We start from the raw sequence: 14972 nt of genomic DNA on the forward strand, positions 1-14972 counted from the left end.
TTGAGCAAGTATGGTGCAGTCTATAGAAATGGACATTTTTATTACTATTCGAGGATATCAAATACGAACATGATACTTCTCCAGGTGTTTTCCTGGAAAGATGCTGTGTATTTAAATGGGAAGTCTCTTGTATATTTGCTGTTTTCATTGATATTCATCATTTTTTTCTGGTGTTTTCTGATATATTTTTATGATAGGGTTTTTATTCCAATATATGGGAAAGCCAAGAATGTGTTCGACACGGAACATCTGAGCCGCACCATCATTGCCATGGCGCCTTATGGACTTGGTCTTCTTGATTTCAAGGAAAAGAAGATGCTGTTGGAAAACAGCATGATGTACAAGTACAAAGAAAGCATGGTGTTGGATGATAAGTCTGCTGGTGAGCGGTTGATTGAATATTTTCTCAGATTCTACGGTGAGAAATATCTGAGTGGAAAAAAGACTGAATATTTGCCGGTAGTCAGCGAAGTCGTGATCTCTTACAACGGAACGGTTGCAGAGCTTTCAGTGATCATGGTGAAGGCCAAATATCAGGGGCGGCATGTCCTGCTGTGTGGATTTGCCGATATCACTGCGCACAAGCAGGTGCAAAGAAATCTGGAAGATGCCAAAAAGGCGGCAGAAGAGGCAAACCAGGAAAAATCTTCTTTTCTTGCTGCCATGAGCCACGAGATACGCACGCCACTGAATGCAATATTGGGCAATCTGGAAATACTGGGAAGAAGCTCCATGTCAGAAGAGCAGCAAACCAGGCTAACCACCATATCATCTTCATCCCATTCTCTTTTAACGCTGCTGAATGATGTTCTCGACTTCTCGAAGATCGAGTCTGGTCAGATGAGTGTGGAATTGGCCAGCTTTGATCTCAAGTCTGTAATCCGGCAGGTGGCTGCCATTTACAAACCGCTGGCTGCGGAATTAGGTATAGGATTTTCCCTGATCATTGACCATTCGTTGAGGGAGGGATATATAGGAGATGGCGAGAGAATAAAGCAAATCCTCAACAATCTTCTCAGCAACTCCTTGAAATTCACCAAGGCTGGCAAGATTGACGTATTTGCATCAGACAGGGCCGGTGAGCTCAAGATCAAAGTGTCAGATACCGGGATAGGCATCCATCCCTCACAGCACCCCTTCATCTTTGACGCATTCAAGCAGGCAGGCTCGGATATAGCGGCGGAATTTGGTGGTACGGGGCTGGGCCTGACGCTGTGTCAGCGTATGGCACATCTCATGGGCGGGGAAATCCGGTTCTTCAGCGTGCCGGGAAAGGGCAGCATTTTCGAATTGACTTTGCCCGCATGTCACGCCCAGCCTGTTCCTGCTTCCTTGGGGTGGGACGATGGCGATGTCATGCTTGCAGACGATGAAAGCGCAGGTTATTGCGCAAGGATTCTCATCGTCGATGATCACCCGGTCAACAGGCTGCTGCTTCTGGATCAGCTGAAAATCCTCGGCTTCGAGGCGGAATCTGCAGAAGGCGGGGAATCCGCATTGCGAATGATGTCGCAGAATATCTATGACCTGGTTCTTACGGACCTGCAAATGCCTGGAATGAGCGGTTATGCGCTTGCTCAGCGCATCAAGCAGAGTTATCCGGGAGTTCCTGTGGGAGCAATAACGGCACATGCAGGCAAGCAGGAAAAATTCAAATGTGCAAAATTTGGCATCGCAGATATTATTGTCAAGCCGGCCTCCTTGAAAAACCTCAAGGAATTCATTGGAAAAAATATAGGAAAGTCTGGCAAGGGTGTCGCTGAAGCTGCGGAAGTTCCGGGCAGCAGATTGCCTTATCGTGATGTATTGATTTCAGCAACCGAAAACTCATTGGCTGCGTTGAAAAAGCATTTGCTGCAAGGTGATCTGATGGCTGTTCACCGTGAAATTCATGCCATGAAAGGGTCATTTGCGGTGGCTGGCCTGAAGGATAGAGTGGAAGATATGGACCGATTGTCATCTCTTGTCAATATGCGGCACCTCCATGCAGTGGATGATGCCCTGACTGACCTGCTGGAGAACCTGAAAGATATCTGATGAGCCATGGTGCAATGATGCTGCACTGAACGATTGTGTTTGTTCCGTTGATGGTGCCAAATCATGTTTTCCAATATGAATCATAGAAAAGATTTGAATATATCCGTACTGCTGGCCGATGATCATCCTGGAATCATCTCAGGCATCCGGCATGAACTGTCTTCCGAGCTGGAAATTCTGTTGAAAGCCAGCGTTTCAAATTCAACCGATCTGGTGAAAAAGTTGGATGAGGGTGGCTTTGACGTGCTTGTGTCGGATTACTCCATGCCTACGGGTCAATACGGAGATGGCTTGAATCTGTTTGGCTATATATCCAGAAGATTTCCGAACCTGGGTTTGGTGGTTCTGACCATGCTGGATAATTCGGCCATTCTCCAGGCGCTGGGCAAGGTGTCGAACATCAGCATCGTGAGCAAGGCGGACCCGGTCCTGCATCTGGTTCCGGCCATCCACGCAGCCTATACAGGAGGGACCTACTTCTCTCCCGCCATTTCCGAGCGACTGGAAAAAATGAATGCGGGTGTCATGGGAGGCGAAGGAAAATCGCCGGGGGTGCTCAGTCCCAAGGAATCGGAGGTGGTAAGGCTTTATGCGGCCGGTTTGCGTATCGACGAGATCGCGGCCAAGCTGAACAGAAGCAAGAAAACCATCAGTACCCAGAAAGTCAAGGCCATGCACAAGCTTGGAATTGAACGAGACATTGATCTGATGAAGTATGCCCTTGAATGCGGATGGGTGACCTCATCGAGATCTCAATAACGGCCGGTTCTTTATCTGCCGTTCAAGGTCTGGATTTCTTCCAGGAGCTGGTCAAGCTGCAGTTCCAGCGCCAGCAGCGAATGCGCATGGTGCATCAGCCCATCATGGTTGATGCCGTTTTCCAGGCCGGCGCAGCGTATTGACAGCTCAGTCAGGTCAAAAAATCGCAGTGAACCGGAAAGATTGTGCAGCTCTCTTTGCACATCCTTGCGATTTTTGCTGGATTTGATGATCGCCAGCGACGAACGTGCAGACTCCAGAAAGGCCGTTCTGATGGGGGCCGGGATCTGTTGAAAATGGGCGACGTCATCGGTCGACGAAATGCGGCCGCTGTTGGCAGGCCGGGGCTGAACGGCCAGTTGCAGTGCATCAAAAAGGCCCTGCAGCGAACGCCAGGAGACTTCGATGATGCGGGCGTTGATCACCTTGGGTTGCAGGGGGTGATCAGCCTCGCATTCGATGATGCTTGCAGCTCCTGCCACCAGGCGGTTTTCATCCTTGGGATTCCAGGACGTTTTCGATCCGCAAAGCACAACAACCTGGAACTTCTGGAGGCGATCCTGGCGAATGGCCATGGGATGGTGGCAGGCCGTGGTCGCCAGGCCCCAACTTTTGAGGTGCGGGAGCAGATGGGCGTGCAGTTCATCGGATGACGAGATGAACAAAACCTGCTCGCCTGAAAATGACAAAGCGGAGGAGAGGGGCTCTTCTGTGGTGGTTATCGATTCGGCGGCAGTCGAGAACTTTTCAGAACGGTATGGTGTGGGTGCACTGTCCAAGGTGGATGTCTGTTTTTTCATGGGTGGCCGAGCATCTGGAGCCGGCATCTGCAGCCAGTCACTCGCTGGAGGCTTCAGATCCGGCTGTAAGATTGGACCACGGCATCCATCCATGGTGCATGTTTAAGGACATGTCCATAGAGCATTCTTGTTTCACCTGCGCGGCGCCTGGCCTTGGAAGCCCAAGCCCGGGAATTCAGGTGTGGCAGCAAGTGCCGCCAGAATGAAAAAAGCCTGCAGAGAACTGCAGGCTGTTTTCATGGAGGCGTTTATCCAGGCTTCAGATGGCGAACTGGGCGCGATCCTTGTCCTTGATCCAGGCGGGGGGCTTGCCACGGCCGGTCCAGGTGTCACCGGTTTCGGGATTGCGGAACTTGGGGGCCACGGTGGAGGGGGCGCGGCGTGCCGTGAAGATGTCGTCTGCAGTCAGGCCGTAATCCTGAACCAGACCGCGAATCTTGGCGATCACATCACTGACTTCTTGCTTGCGTGCTGTCTGGATCTGGGCCTCGAGTGCCTCGCGCTGTGCCAGAAGTTCTTTGTATGTGGTGTTCACGGTAGTTTGCCTTTCATGGATTGAAGCGCGAATATTAACGGTTTTTTAAGAACAAGTTTGCATGCTTTCGATCATTTTCTCCTATGACTGCCATTGGCCGTCCTGACCGTGTTCAAAATGACCGATCAACGCCAGGTAAAGGCCATGTAAAGAGCCGGTAGTTATGGGGTGCTGTATGTTCCGGAGCCCTTCAAAATCCTGTATGCCCTCGCTTTCAGGTTTGAAGCGCGGTGGTTCACAGGAGTGAGTGACCGGCTGCGAAGGAGTTTGGGCTTATTGAAGGGGATGTGAAAGGCGATGCCGTGATCAAACTGCACCGCACATTGGAAATTCTTGAAACCCAGTCTGTACGCTGTTTGCCAACGGTTTTTTGCGTGGGGTTGTGGGGAGGGTGGCGAGCGGACTGCAAGCGAAAGATGAGGGTGCTGGTGGTCCCGTGACATCCTTCGCGAAAGACGCGCGTTTTTGCCTACAAAACTGTTTATTCATACAGTATGATGCGGCCATGAGCATCGATCAGATCGCCTTCGCACTCCCCGCAGTCCTTGCCGTCTGGCTGTCGCAGTCCCGTTCCGTTGCCCTGCGGCGGTGGGCCTGCCTTCTCGGCCTGGGATGCATGCCTTACTGGATATATGTGGCCCTGTTGGCCGGGCAGTGGGGCATGTTGGCCTTGGCAGGCGCCTTTGCGCTGGGCTGGCTCAAGGGGCTTTGGGTGCACTGGCTGGCACCTCGTCGGCGTGAGGCCGTGGGCTCGGGCCTGGGCACCATCCAGATCACGCCGGGCACCCGTTGACGGCTGGGCCGCTGGTCCGCGCCTTGTGTTCATCGATGCTGCAGGCGGGCGCGTGTTTTACGGGTGCTGTGCATGGCGTGCTCGGGAATTTCAAGCGTTCTCACTGGAATTTGATGCAGATAAAAGCCGAGTGTTTTGCTTGGTTGGTGTGATGGCCGGGCCGATGCGCCGGCTGCCAGGGTGGCCTGCTGTCTTTATGCCCAGCCGTGCATGGCTGCAAGACTGGGCCGGGGCCGTGATGCAAGGATTTCTGCCCTTTGTGCATTGTGGTGGTGCACATCTTTCGGGGCTTGGTGCAGGTTTCCGGATCGGCTGGTAGCGCTGTGTTTTTGTGGATATTTCCGATCTATATGGTGAGTTATGTGAGCAAAAAGCCACGGAGTTTGCGGGTCTGTGCAGGTCCTTGGATGGACGCTGGCTGGCAGTGATGGGCAAGTCCGAGGCATAGAATCGTTTGCATACAACAGGCAGTCATCTATCAGAGTTGCCTCTAAAAACCACGTGAAAACAGCCCACCCCGTTGGCGGTGGGCTTTCTTTTTCGGGCTTGGCCACGGCGAGCCCGTCGCCTGATTTTTCAGTGCGCACCTATGGTTTGCACCTGTTGTCAACCACAAGGTTTGCACACGATGAAATTCACTCTCAACCAACAAGAGGTCGAGATCCAGGGCGTGAGCCCTGAGACGCCGCTGCTTTATGTGCTGCGCAACGACATGCAGCTCAACGGTCCCAAGTTCGGCTGCGGCCTGGGCGAATGCGGCGCATGCGCCGTGCTGATCGACGGCAAGGTGGCCCGCTCCTGCTCCGTTCCCGTGAGCGTGGTCCAGGGCATGAAGGTCACGACGCTGGAAGGCCTGTCCCAGGACGCGACCCAGGCCGAGCACGCCCGCGTGGCGCGTGACTGGGAAGCAGCCCATCCGGCCGCCGTGCCGGGCATGCCTGCCGGCAAGCCGGCAGCCGATGCACAGGGCAAGGCCGTCTACCGACTGCACCCTGTGCAGCAGGCGTTCATCGACGAGCAGGCCGCCCAGTGCGGCTACTGCACCAACGGCATGGTCATGGCCCTGGTGGCCTTGTTCGACCACAAGCCCACGGCCACCGACGAGGAAGTCACCCAGGCCCTGTCCGGCCACCTGTGCCGCTGCGGCACGCATGTGGAAATCATGCGTGCGGCTGCTCGCGCCCGCGTGCTGATCGCCCAGGGAGGTGCAGCATGAGTGCATCCAACCCCCTTCAACTGACGCGCCGCAACCTGCTCAAGCTGGGCGGCATGGTTATGGTCAGCTCGGTGGCGGCCGCTGGCCTGGTGGCCGAAAGCACGGGTACGGCGCCCGCCGTGGCCGGCGCCTTCCCCATTCCCCCCATCGACCGGGTGAGCAGCTTCATCGCCATTGGCGCGGACGGCAGCGTCACGGCCTACCACGGCCACGTGGACCTGGGCACGGGCATCCGTACCTCGCTGGCGCAGCTGGTGGCCGATGAACTCGATGTGGAGTTCGAACGCATCACCATGGTTCTGGGCCACACGGGCCGCACGCCCAACCAGGGCCCGACCATTGCCAGCAACACCATCCAGGTGGATGCCATCCCCATGCGCAAGGCCGCCGCGCAGGTGCGCCAGCTGCTGCTGGGCCTGGCTGCCGAGAAGCTGCAGCAGCCCGTGTCCGCACTGACCACGTCCAAGGGCGCGGTGGTGGCCAAGGGCGGGCGACGCATCGGCTACGGCGAACTGGCCCAGGGCCAGGACCTGAACATTGCGCTGGACAAGGAAGTGCCGCTGCGCACCGGCGGCTTCAACTACATCGGCAAGTCCGTGCAGCGCGTGGACATTCCGGCCAAGGTGCTGGGCGCGCTGGCCTATGTGCACGATGTGCGCGTGCCCGGCATGCTGCACGGCCGCGTGGTGCGCCCGCCCTATGGCGGTGCCGATGCGTCGGCGCCGCTGGGCAGCAGCCTGATCTCTGTGAACGAGCAGTCGGTCGCTCATCTGCCGGGCATCGTCAAGGTGGTGGTGCAGGGCGATTTCGTGGGCATCGTGGCCGAGCGCGAAGAGCAGGCCATTGCCGCCATGCGCCAGCTGGAGGTGAAGTGGAAGGACTGGGCCGGCGTGCCCGACCTGTCGCTGAACGCCATGCACGACACCCTGGTCAAGCACGAGAAGACCGACCGCATGCTGCGCGAGGACGCGGGCATTGACGAGGCCTTCTCGGGCGCCAAGAAGGTGATCGAGGCCGACTACGTCTGGCCCTACCACCTGCATGCCTCCATCGGCCCGTCCTGCGCCGTGGCCGAGGTGTCCGCCAGCCAGATCCAGGTCTGGACCGGATCGCAGAACCCGCACGACGTGCGCAAGGACATCGCCACGCTGACCGGCATGGCGGCCGACCAGATCAATGTGACGCGCCTGGAAGCCTCGGGCTGCTATGGCCGCAATTGCGCGGACGACGTGGCATCCGACGCCGTGCTGCTGTCGCAGGCCGTGGGCCGCCCGGTGCGCGTGCAGCTGATGCGCGAGCAGGAAGCCGCCTGGGAGCCCAAGGGCACGGGCCAGCTGATCCGCGTGCGCGGCGGCCTGGACGAGAACCATGCCGTGCTGGGCTACGAGCTCAAGACCTGCTACCCGTCCAACGACGCGGCAGCCCTGGCCCTGATCCTGACGGGCAAGGTGCCCAACAAGCCCAAGGTGCTGCAGATGGGCGACCGTACGGCCATCCCGCAGTACGAGTACCCCAAGATGCGCGTGGTCTCGCAGGATGCGGCGCCCATCGTGCGCGCGTCGTGGATGCGCGGCGTCTCGGCCCTGCCCAACGTCTTTGCCCATGAGTGCTGGATCGACGAATGTGCCTACCTGGCCGGTGAAGACCCGCTGGCCTACCGCCTGCGCTACCTGAAGGACCCGCGCGCCGTGGCGCTGACGCACGCTGCGCACAAGCAGGCCGGCTGGCAGGACGGCCCGGCCCACCGCAACCCCGCGCCGGCCGACCAGCGCCTGGTCAAGGGCCGCGGCTTTGCCTATGCCCGCTACTACCACAGCAAGTTCCCTGGCTACGGCGCGGCCTGGGCCACCTGGATCTGCGACGTGACCGTGGACCGCGAGACCGGCGTGATCAAGGTGGACAAGGTCTTCGTGGCCCATGACTGCGGCGAGATGGTCAACCCGGCCGGCGTGCGCCACCAGGTGCACGGCAACATCATCCAGTCCACCAGCCGCGTGCTCAAGGAGTACGTGACCTTCGACAGCAAGGGCGTGACCTCGCTGGACTGGGGCGGCTATCCCATCCTGCGCTTTGAAGAGCTGCCCGAGATCGACGTGCAACTGGTCGAGCGCCCGGGCGAAGACCCCATGGGCGCTGGCGAATCCGCCTCCGTGCCCAGCGCCGCAGCTGTCTCCAACGCCGTGTTCGACGCCACCGGCGTGCGCCTGCGCGAAGTGCCATTCACCCCGGCACGCGTGCTGGCCGCACTCAAGGCAAAGGCTGCCGATGCAGCCCCGGCCGACAAGGCACAGAACTGAGAGCGGAGGACCGGAACATGCACACACTCAAGAAAATCACCCTCGGCGTGGTCGGCCTGGCCGCCGTGGCCGGCGCCGCCTTCTGGCTGGCCACGGGCCGCAGCGAGATCGTGCCCCTGCAGCAGATCCCGGTGCAGGAATTCAGCCAGCAGCAGATCGACCAGGGGCGCCGCCTGGCGCACATGGGCGACTGCGCTGTCTGCCACACGGCCCCGGGCGGCCAGCGCAACGCAGGCGGCCTGGCCATGCCCAGCCCCTTCGGCACCATCTACTCGACCAACATCACGCCTGATGCCCAAACCGGCATCGGCCGCTGGTCGTACGAGGCCTTCGAGCGCGCCATGCGCCATGGCGTGGACCGCGAGGGCAACTACCTGTACCCCGCCTTCCCGTACACGGCGTTCACCCGCGTGACCGATGAGGACATGAAGGCGCTGTATGCCTTCCTGATGACCGAGCCGGCTGTCTCCAACGAGGCACCCAAGACCGCGCTGAACTTCCCGTTCAACGTGCGCCGCGGGCTGGCCCTGTGGAATGCGCTGTACCTGGAGCCGGGCGAGCAGCCCGCGCCCGCCAACCAGTCGGGCGAGTGGATTCGCGGCGCCTACCTGGTGGAAGGCCTGGGCCACTGCGCTGCCTGCCACTCGCCGCGCAACCAGTTCGGCGCCGAGAAAAAGGGTGCCGACCACCTGGCCGGCGCCTTCATCGACGGCTGGGATGCGCCCGCGCTCAACGACAAGGCCGTGGCTCCGCTGCCCTGGACGCGAGAAGACCTGGTCCGCTATATGCAGACCGGTTTCTCGGAGCGCCACGGCGTGGCCGCCGGCCCCATGGCGCCCGTGATCGAAGGCCTGTCCCACCAGTCGGCCGAGGACATCAACGCCATGGCCACCTACCTGATGTCGTACCGCAAGCCCGTGGCAGACGCCGCTGGCGCAGGGGACGCCCAGGCGCTGGTGAAGGAAAAGACCGAGGTTGCCAAGCTGCCGGTCGACGCCCAGGGCTACCGCCTGTACCAGGGCGCCTGCATGGCCTGCCACCGCGCCGACCCCAGCGGCGTGCTGGCCGGCAGCAGCTTCGGGGTGCGCCCCCAGCTGTCGCTGAACACCAACCTGTACAGCGATTCGCCGACCAACGCCATCCATGTGGTGCTCAACGGCATCACGCAACCGGCGCGCCCGCAGCTGGGCACCATGCCTGCCTTCCGCCACAACCTCAGCGACGATCAGATCGCCACGCTGCTCAACACCATGCGCAGCCAGTACGGCCTGCAGCCATGGCCCGGCCTGAGCGACAAGGTCAAGGCCCTGCGCGAGGAAACACGCCCCGGCAAGGTGGCGGCGCACTGAGCCTGCGCTGCGTCATCTGCGCAGCCTGTGCGCTGCGCTAGGATGGCAAGGGACCGCTGTGCCCACAGCGGTCCCTTTTTTTATGGTGACCCGCAAGATGACAAGCCACATACCCGATTTCCCCCTGCTGACCGGCGCCAACCGCCAATGGCTGGATGCACGTGCCCAGGCGCTGGATGCCGGCAACGGCGAGGCCACGGCCGCCGTCGTGCCCTACCTGGCCGAAGCCGGGCTGCTGGGCCACGGCTTGGCTGATGCCTTGGGCGGGCAGGGCGGCAGCGCCGGCGATGCCATCGAGGCGATTGCCCAGGTGGCCACGCACTCCATGTCCGCCGCCTTTGCCTTCTGGGGCCAGCGCGTGCTGATCGAGATGCTGGCGAACACCGGCAATGCGGCCCTGCGCGAGCGCTGGCTGCCCGCGCTGCTGGCGGGCGATGCGGCCGGTGCCTCGGGGCTGTCCAACATCATGAAATTCCTCAGCGGGCTGGAGGCTCTCAACATCCGCGCCACGGCCCGGGAAGGCGGCGGCTGGCTGCTCAACGGCAGCGTGCCCTGGTGCACCAACCTGCGAGGCCCCCGCTTTCTGGCCGCGATTGCCGTGGCGCGCGACGACGGCGCGCCGCCCATGATCGTGGCCCTGCCGTCCGATCGTCCCGGCCTGGAGCGCTCGCCGGATCTGGAGTTGATTGCCCTGCGCGGCACCAACACCGCCGCCTTGCAACTCAAGAACGTGGCCATCACCGAAGACGATCTGCTGGCCGAGCGCGCCGGCGGATTCCTGCCGCGTGTGCGGCCGGCCTTCCTGGGCATGCAATGCGGCCTGTCCATCGGCCTGGCGCGCGCGGCCTGTGCGCAGGCCGCCTCGCGCATGGGGCGGGGCGGGCATGTGCTGCAGCAGCCGCTGGACGATACGCGCAGCCATCTGGAGCAGGCGGTGGCGGCACTCAAGGCCGGTGTCGAGGCCGGCGATTTCGTGGAGGCGCCCGAGCGGCTTTTCGCGCTGCGCCTGGCCCTGCACGACTGCGTGCAGCAGGCCATGCAGCTGGAGCTGCAGACGGCCGGCGGCCGTGCCTACAGCCTGGATGCGGACGATGGCTTTGCCCGCCGCTGGCGTGAATCGGCCTTCATCCCCATCGTCACACCCAGCGTGATCCAGTTGCGCGCCGAGCTGCAAAAACTGCAAAAGCTCGGCGCCTGACGGCTCAGCCCGCCTTGGCAGCGGGCTCCAGCGCCGTGTCCAGCAGCAGCAAGGCGGTTTGCACTGCAGCCAGCAGCCGCTGGCGCGGCACGCCATCGCGGGCCTGCACCGAGATGCCGTGCAGTTGCGTGGCATAGAAATCCCCCAGCGCCTGCACATCGGTGCCGGCGCGCAACTCGCCTTCATCCAGCGCGCGCTGAAGGCGGTCGATCAGGGACTGCGTGCGCTGGCGGCGGTGTTCGGCCAGCCAGGCGGCGACTGCCTCGTTTTCCTCGGCGCAGTTGGTGGCGGCGGTGACCACCATGCAGCCCAGCGGATGGGCATCGTCCGTGTAGGTGGCCACGGCATCGCGCAGCACGCGGGCCAGGGCGTCGCGCACACGCGGCTCCTGGGCCATGGCGCGGTCGGCAAAGCCGCCATCACCGGCCTCGTAGCGCTGCACGGCCTCGCGGAACAGGTCCTGCTTGCTGCCGAAGGCCGCATAGATGCGCGCTGACGCAATGCCCAGCGCCTGCACCAGGTCGGCCATGGACGTGCCCTCGTAGCCGCGCCGCCAGAACGCCAGCATGGCGCGCTCCAGCGCCTGGTCTCGGTCAAATTCCCTGGGTCTTCCGGCCATCTTCCTCATCCTTCTCAACAGTCAGGGCGGCATCTTAGCGGCGCCGTGATGCTGTCTTGCATCGGCTTCGCAAAAGCAGCCGCATTGGCGTGATACTATTCTTTGTCGATCAACAAATAATAGCTCAACGCAAGGAAAACACATGCAGACCATCAAGGGCCCAAGCCTTCATCTGGCGCAATTCGCCGACAACAAGGCACCGTTCAATTCCCTGGAAGACATCGCACGCTGGGCGGCCGGCGTGGGCTTCAAGGGCCTGCAGATTCCCGCCTGGGACCAGCGCCTGTTCGACGTGGCCACGGCCGCCAGCAGCCAGACCTATTGCGACGATGTCAACGGCATGCTGGCCTCGCACGGCCTGGTGGCCAGCGAGCTGACCACGCACATCTTTGGCCAGCTAGTGGCCGTGCACCCGGCCTACGACGCCATGTGCGACAGCTTTGCGCCCGAGGCGCTGCGCGGCAATCCGGCCGCACGCACGGCCTGGGCGCTGGAGCAGCTCAAGCTGTCGGCCAGTGCATCGCGCCGCATGGGGCTGAGCGACATGGGCACGTTCTCGGGCTCGTTCGTCTGGCCCTATCTGTTCCCGTTCCCGCAGCGCCCGGCCGGCCTGATCGAAACCGCCTTCGAGGAGCTGGCGCGCCGCTGGCGCCCCATCCTCGACGCCTGCGACGAGCAGGGCGTGAACCTGTGCTACGAAATCCACCCCAGCGAAGACCTGCACGACGGCACCAGCTTCGAGCGCTTCCATGAACTGGTGGGCCAGCACGCGCGCTGCAAGATCCTGTTCGATCCCAGCCACTTCGTGCTGCAGCAGCTCAACTACCTCGACTACATCGACATCTACCGCGAGCACATCCGCATGTTCCATGTGAAGGATGCGGAGTTCCTGCCCAGCGGGCGCCAGGGCATCTACGGCGGCTATTCCTCGTGGCTGGAGCGGGCAGGGCGTTTCCGTTCGCTGGGCGACGGGCAGGTGGACTTCAAGGCCATCTTCTCCAAGTTCGCCCAGTACGACTACCAGGGCTGGGCCTCGCTGGAATGGGAGTGCTGCCTCAAGGACCAGGAAGACGGTGCGCGCGAGGGCGTGGACTTCATCAACCGCCACATCATCCGCGTGACCGACAAGATCTTTGACGACTTCGCCGGCGCCCCCGTGGACCAGCGCCAGATCAACGCCATGCTCGGCATCGCCTGAGCACGCCCGCAGCCAAAGAACCTCAAAAAGAATCCAACAATGAACGCTTTCACATCGAACGCCCTGCGCAAGCAGGAAGACCAGGCCCACGAGTTCTCGCACGACTACGTGCGCATCGAGGGCCGCCGCATCCACTGCATCACGGCCGGGCAGGGCGCGCCCGTGCTGCTGATCCCGGGCTGGCCCCAGACCTGGTATGCCTGGCGCCACGTCATGCAGGCGCTGGCTGCGCAGGGTTTCCAGGCCATTGCCGTCGATCCGCCGGGCACGGGCTTTTCGGACCGGCCCGACACCGGCTACGACACGGGCTCCATCGCGCTGACCCTGCACCGCACCATGCTGGCGCTGGGCCATGAGCGCTACCAGGTCGCCGGCCACGACGTGGGCATGTGGGTGGCCTATGCGCTGGCCAGCGACCAGCCGCAGGCCGTGCAGTCCCTGGCGCTGACCGAGGCCGTGATCCCCGGCCTGGCGCCCGAGCCCAGCATCTTTGCGCCGCCAGAGCAGAACATCTTCCTGTGGCACTTCATGTTCAACCAGCTGGCCGACCTGCCCGAGACCCTGATCGCGGGGCGCGAGCGTGCCTACCTGGAATTCATGTTCAACCGCTGGTCGCTGCGGCGCGACCGCGTGGCCGTCGACGTCTATGTCGATGCCTATGCGGCGCCCGGTGGCCTGCGCGGCGGCTTTGCCTACTACCGCGCCATTCCCGAAACCATCCGCCAGAACCGCGAGCGTGCGCTGCGCCCGCTGGCCATGCCCGTGCTGGCCATTGGCGCCGAGCATGCCACGGCCGATGCGCCGCTGGCCACGCTGCGCGGCCATGCCGATGACCTGTCGGGCGTGATCGTGCCGGGCTGCGGCCACTTCATCATGGAGGAAGCCGCCGAGCCCTTCATCGCCGAGCTGCTGCCGTTCCTGCAAAGGACGCTGTGACCATGGGCCTGGACGCTGACATTGCGCGCTATCTCGCCGAGCTGGCGCAGGCAACCCAGGCCGTGGCCCCGCCCACGCTGGCAGCGCTGCGCGAGGCCACCGACGCCGGGCTGCGCGCCCTGCACGGCCCGGCCGAGGCCGTGGCCCGCACCGAAGACTTCACGCTGCCCGCGCGCGACGGTGCGCCGCTGCGCGTGCGCATCTACCGGCCGCTGGCCTCGGACACACCCACGCCCCAGCCCGTCCTGGTCTTCGCCCACGGCGGCGGCTGGTGCCTGGGTTCGCTGGAGGTCTACGACAACCCCTGCCGCGCATTGGCCGCGGCAACGGGCGCCGTCGTGGTCTCGGTGGACTACCGGCTGGCGCCCGAGCACCGCTTTCCCGTGCCGTTGCATGACTTCTGCGATGCCATTGCCTGGACCTTTGAACAGGCCGATGCGCTGGGCCTGGACCGCAGGCGCATCGGCGTGGCCGGAGACAGCGCGGGCGGCAACCTCGCGGCCGCCGCCTGCCTGCTGGCGCGGCAGCAAGAAGGCTGGGGAGCGGCGGGCGCACCGGCCATCGCCCACCAGCTGCTGCTGTACCCGGCACTGGACGCGGCCATGGACTCGCCGTCGTTCCAGCAGTTCGGCCAGGGCCACTACCTCACGCGTGCGGCCATGGAGTACTGCTATGGCGCGTACCTGGGCGATGCGGCCTCGGGGCGGCACGAACTTGTCTCTCCGCTGCGCGCGGACCACCTGGCAGGCCTGCCGCCTGCCACGGTGATCAGCTGCGAATACGACCCGCTGCGCGACGAGGCCGAAGCCTATGCGCAGCGGCTGGCCCAGGCAGGTGTTGCGGTGAAGTTAGTGCGCCTGCCCGGCATGGTGCACGCCTGCATGCACATGCTGGGGCTGGCGCCGGCATCACGCCGCCTGTTTGACGAAGCGGGTGCTGCCGTGCGCCAGGCTTTCGGCACGGCCATCGGCTGAGGGTTGCTGGCTGCAGGTCAGGCCTGCGCCAGGAACACGGCCACCAGCGCATTCGCATGGCCGTGCCCCATCTGGTGCTGGGCCTTGAGCCAGCCCACCAGTTCCATGTGCTTGCGGGTGTCCTGCTGTTGCAGCAGGTCCATCCAGTGCGCGATCGGCTGGCCGTAGGTCTTCTCGATGGAAGGGAAATACGAGGCCGGTCCCTTGACCTTGCTTGTCTCCGTCATGGCGCTTGTCCTTTTTCTGTGATGCGGGTGGCAG

General features: G+C 62.4%; 14 protein-coding genes. 10 read left to right on the plus strand and 4 right to left on the minus strand.

The genetic code is table 11. The features are described 5' to 3' along the window. Positions 1–69: 69 nt before the first annotated feature. Together A4F85_RS05970 and A4F85_RS05975 are read left to right on the plus strand one after the other, a co-directional pair. Positions 70–2037 (plus strand): ATP-binding protein, encoded by a 1968-nt coding sequence (locus tag A4F85_RS05970; protein ID WP_231890451.1) that lies wholly within the window; start codon positions 70–72, stop codon positions 2035–2037. A gap of 63 nt (positions 2038–2100) precedes the next feature. Further along, positions 2101–2796, plus strand: a complete 696-nt coding sequence (locus A4F85_RS05975) for a response regulator (protein ID WP_081816131.1) — start codon at positions 2101–2103, stop codon at positions 2794–2796. Between the two features lie 11 nt (positions 2797–2807). On the opposite strand, the gene A4F85_RS05980 is transcribed toward A4F85_RS05975, so the two are convergent. Both A4F85_RS05980 and A4F85_RS05985 read right to left on the minus strand, forming a co-directional pair. Next, positions 2808–3596, minus strand: coding sequence for an Hpt domain-containing protein (locus tag A4F85_RS05980; protein WP_231890452.1), 789 nt, complete (start codon positions 3594–3596; stop codon positions 2808–2810). A gap of 259 nt (positions 3597–3855) precedes the next feature. Then, on the minus strand, positions 3856–4131 hold the full coding sequence (locus A4F85_RS05985; RefSeq protein WP_013802280.1) for an H-NS histone family protein: 276 nt from the start codon (positions 4129–4131) through the stop codon (positions 3856–3858). Between the two features lie 505 nt (positions 4132–4636). On the opposite strand from A4F85_RS05985, the gene A4F85_RS05990 reads away from it, so the two are divergent. From A4F85_RS05990 to A4F85_RS06010, 5 genes are all read left to right on the plus strand, one after another. Continuing rightward, a complete protein-coding gene (locus tag A4F85_RS05990) occupies positions 4637–4924 on the plus strand; it encodes a hypothetical protein (RefSeq protein ID WP_043782035.1) in 288 nt (95 codons plus the stop codon). Positions 4925–5552: 628 nt separating this feature from the next. Then, positions 5553–6140: a (2Fe-2S)-binding protein gene (locus A4F85_RS05995; protein WP_013802282.1), complete on the plus strand. Its 588-nt coding sequence runs from the start codon at positions 5553–5555 to the stop codon at positions 6138–6140. Further along, positions 6137–8437, plus strand: a complete 2301-nt coding sequence (locus tag A4F85_RS06000) for a xanthine dehydrogenase family protein molybdopterin-binding subunit (RefSeq protein WP_063325998.1) — start codon at positions 6137–6139, stop codon at positions 8435–8437. The genes A4F85_RS05995 and A4F85_RS06000 overlap by 4 nt, the downstream gene beginning before the upstream one ends. Positions 8438–8454: 17 nt before the next feature. Further along, a complete protein-coding gene (locus A4F85_RS06005) occupies positions 8455–9786 on the plus strand; it encodes a c-type cytochrome (RefSeq protein ID WP_063325999.1) in 1332 nt (443 codons plus the stop codon). 82 nt (positions 9787–9868) lie between these two features. Beyond that, on the plus strand, positions 9869–10984 hold the full coding sequence (locus tag A4F85_RS06010; RefSeq protein ID WP_063326000.1) for an acyl-CoA dehydrogenase family protein: 1116 nt from the start codon (positions 9869–9871) through the stop codon (positions 10982–10984). Between the two features lie 4 nt (positions 10985–10988). Here the strand turns inward: A4F85_RS06010 and A4F85_RS06015 are convergent, their stop codons facing one another. After that, positions 10989–11603 carry a TetR/AcrR family transcriptional regulator gene (locus A4F85_RS06015; protein ID WP_063326001.1) on the minus strand — a complete coding sequence of 205 codons (615 nt, stop codon included), beginning with the start codon at positions 11601–11603 and terminating at the stop codon, positions 10989–10991. Positions 11604–11745: 142 nt separating this feature from the next. Here A4F85_RS06015 and A4F85_RS06020 point away from each other — a divergent pair, with 142 nt between their 5' ends. The 3 genes from A4F85_RS06020 to A4F85_RS06030 are packed head-to-tail and all read left to right on the plus strand — an operon-like array spanning position 11746 to position 14711. Continuing rightward, positions 11746–12801 (plus strand): sugar phosphate isomerase/epimerase family protein, encoded by a 1056-nt coding sequence (locus A4F85_RS06020; RefSeq protein WP_013802287.1) that lies wholly within the window; start codon positions 11746–11748, stop codon positions 12799–12801. A gap of 39 nt (positions 12802–12840) precedes the next feature. Then, the gene (locus A4F85_RS06025; RefSeq protein WP_063326002.1) at positions 12841–13737 is read left to right on the plus strand and encodes an alpha/beta fold hydrolase; all 897 of its coding nucleotides are present in this window, start codon (positions 12841–12843) and stop codon (positions 13735–13737) included. A 2-nt stretch (positions 13738–13739) separates the two neighbouring features. After that, the gene (locus A4F85_RS06030; RefSeq protein WP_063326003.1) at positions 13740–14711 is read left to right on the plus strand and encodes an alpha/beta hydrolase; all 972 of its coding nucleotides are present in this window, start codon (positions 13740–13742) and stop codon (positions 14709–14711) included. 17 nt (positions 14712–14728) lie between these two features. Here A4F85_RS06030 and A4F85_RS06035 read toward each other — a convergent pair whose 3' ends face one another. After that, positions 14729–14938 (minus strand): DUF4287 domain-containing protein, encoded by a 210-nt coding sequence (locus tag A4F85_RS06035; RefSeq protein ID WP_013802290.1) that lies wholly within the window; start codon positions 14936–14938, stop codon positions 14729–14731. Positions 14939–14972 lie beyond the last annotated feature (34 nt).

Origin of the sequence: Delftia sp. GW456-R20 (assembly GCF_001622915.1) — a bacterium.
In the GTDB taxonomy this organism is placed as follows: Bacteria; Pseudomonadota; Gammaproteobacteria; order Burkholderiales; family Burkholderiaceae_C; genus Comamonas; species Comamonas acidovorans.

Excerpts from the sequence above, each read along its gene's own strand:
- A4F85_RS05980 (WP_231890452.1), bottom strand. The coding sequence starts at position 3,596 with ATGAAAAAACAGACATCCACCTTGGACAGTGCACCCACACCATACCGT.
- A4F85_RS06010 (WP_063326000.1), top strand. The coding sequence starts at position 9,869 with ATGGTGACCCGCAAGATGACAAGCCACATACCCGATTTCCCCCTGCTG.
- A4F85_RS06035 (WP_013802290.1), bottom strand. The coding sequence starts at position 14,938 with ATGACGGAGACAAGCAAGGTCAAGGGACCGGCCTCGTATTTCCCTTCC.
- A4F85_RS06005 (WP_063325999.1), top strand. The coding sequence starts at position 8,455 with ATGCACACACTCAAGAAAATCACCCTCGGCGTGGTCGGCCTGGCCGCC.
- A4F85_RS05995 (WP_013802282.1), top strand. The coding sequence starts at position 5,553 with ATGAAATTCACTCTCAACCAACAAGAGGTCGAGATCCAGGGCGTGAGC.
- A4F85_RS06015 (WP_063326001.1), bottom strand. The coding sequence starts at position 11,603 with ATGGCCGGAAGACCCAGGGAATTTGACCGAGACCAGGCGCTGGAGCGC.
- A4F85_RS06000 (WP_063325998.1), top strand. The coding sequence starts at position 6,137 with ATGAGTGCATCCAACCCCCTTCAACTGACGCGCCGCAACCTGCTCAAG.
- A4F85_RS05975 (WP_081816131.1), top strand. The coding sequence starts at position 2,101 with ATGTTTTCCAATATGAATCATAGAAAAGATTTGAATATATCCGTACTG.
- A4F85_RS06025 (WP_063326002.1), top strand. The coding sequence starts at position 12,841 with ATGAACGCTTTCACATCGAACGCCCTGCGCAAGCAGGAAGACCAGGCC.
- A4F85_RS06030 (WP_063326003.1), top strand. The coding sequence starts at position 13,740 with ATGGGCCTGGACGCTGACATTGCGCGCTATCTCGCCGAGCTGGCGCAG.
- A4F85_RS05970 (WP_231890451.1), top strand. The coding sequence starts at position 70 with ATGATACTTCTCCAGGTGTTTTCCTGGAAAGATGCTGTGTATTTAAAT.
- A4F85_RS05990 (WP_043782035.1), top strand. The coding sequence starts at position 4,637 with ATGAGCATCGATCAGATCGCCTTCGCACTCCCCGCAGTCCTTGCCGTC.
- A4F85_RS06020 (WP_013802287.1), top strand. The coding sequence starts at position 11,746 with ATGCAGACCATCAAGGGCCCAAGCCTTCATCTGGCGCAATTCGCCGAC.